This window comes from Winogradskyella rapida, assembly GCF_042675845.1.
Classification (GTDB): Bacteria; Bacteroidota; Bacteroidia; order Flavobacteriales; family Flavobacteriaceae; genus Winogradskyella; species Winogradskyella rapida.
This window is the reverse complement of sequence record NZ_JBHTKM010000063.1, coordinates 987,271-987,494: the sequence shown is the minus strand read 5'-3', so window position 1 is coordinate 987,494 and position 224 is coordinate 987,271. Positions and strand designations below refer to the sequence as shown.

Sequence of the window (224 nt, the reverse complement as noted above, 5' to 3'; positions counted from 1 at the left end):
TCGTAAGTAATCAAGCTGTGGTAACTGGAACAAGTTCAATAGATGGTTCAACGCTAGAAGACCTTTCAGATGATGATACCGTTTTAGAAGATGATATTACCGATCTCATCTTGCCATTAGAATCAGGTATAGCAGTGATAAAAACGGGAGTTTTTAATGATGAAAATAGTGATGGTTATGCAAACTTAGGAGAAACAATCACCTACAGTTTTACAGTCACCAAC

At 36.6% G+C, this 224-nt stretch carries 1 protein-coding gene; it reads left to right on the top strand.

Annotated features, from left to right (window positions below):
* On the top strand, positions 1-224 hold a 224-nt coding region (locus ACFQ13_RS11650; protein WP_386117516.1), incomplete at both ends, for a hypothetical protein.